The organism is Candidatus Obscuribacterales bacterium, assembly GCA_036703605.1.
Taxonomy (GTDB): Bacteria; Cyanobacteriota; Cyanobacteriia; order RECH01; family RECH01; genus RECH01.
Map to the genome: position 1 here is coordinate 1 of DATNRH010000175.1, position 1,157 is coordinate 1,157.

Below are 1,157 nucleotides of genomic sequence, written 5' to 3' on the forward strand. Positions count from 1 at the left end.
TCCTGCTTCCGATATTCCCAGCCAGGCCCGCCGGTTTTACTATGACCATTGGCTAAGGCTGATTCCCGATGCTAACTATCAGCCAGCGCGTCTGATTCCTGAATGCCATCCCCAAACCCAAGAGCCGCTGGATCTCAGCCATGCCACCCTGCGCAGTGTGTCGTCTGGGCATCTGCAATACCTCAAAAATATGGGCGTTGCTGCATCGTTTAGCATTTCTCTCATCAATGAACAGCGGCTCTGGGGACTGATTGTCTGCCATCACGATGCTCCCAAATGGGTCAACTACGAAACCCGTCGCGCTTGTGAACTGTTGGGACAATTCCTCTCGGTGGAATTTGTGCGGCAGCAGGAACGGGACTTTGTGGCTAACCAAGCCAAAATTCAAGGCATTCAGCGGCAATTACAGCTGCATCTGTCGCCCAATCCCGTGGCGATCGCCGCCATGTTCCAGCATTATCAAACGGATATTTTGAGGTTGGTGCAGGCCCAAGGGGCAGCGCTTTGGCTCAATCAACGTCTGCATCAGGTGGGAGAAACCCCCGACAAGCCGGATACAATGGCGCTGCTGGCCTGGATTCGCCAACAGAAAGACGATATCGTTTGCACCGATCGCTTGGTGCAAGTCTATCCAGAGTCCATGCGGTTTAAAGACGTAGCTGCCGGTATTTTATCTATTTCCATTGTCCTCAAACATACCGCCTACCACCTGATTTGGTTTCGCCAAGAGCAGGTGCAAACGCTGCATTGGGCTGGCAATCCCCATGAACACCCCACCTATTTAGATGATCACCAAGTGCTGCGTCTGTCACCTCGCGGCTCCTTTGAGCGCTGGAAGGAGGAGGTGCGCGATCGCTCTCTGCCCTGGCAACCGCTGGATTTAGAAGCGGCACGGCAACTGCGCAATACGCTGATGCTGGCGGCGCTGGAATTTTCCCACAGCGCGATGCAGAAGCTGACGGAGCAAGCCGAGCAGGCCAATCGAGCCAAAAGCCAGTTTTTGGCCAAAATGAGCCATGAACTGCGCACGCCATTGAACGCTATTTTGGGCTTCACTCAGCTGATGTCGGGCGATCGCACCCTGTCGCTTGAGCACCAAGAACATTTGGGCATCATTGGCCGCAGCGGTGAACATTTGCTGGCGCTCATTAATGACG

General features: G+C 54.3%; 1 protein-coding gene. It reads left to right on the forward strand.

Features of this window, described 5'->3' with window-relative positions; translation table 11 throughout:
* Nucleotides 1–1,157 (forward strand): histidine kinase dimerization/phospho-acceptor domain-containing protein (locus tag V6D20_03605; protein HEY9814876.1); only part of this gene is annotated, 1,157 nt, incomplete at both ends.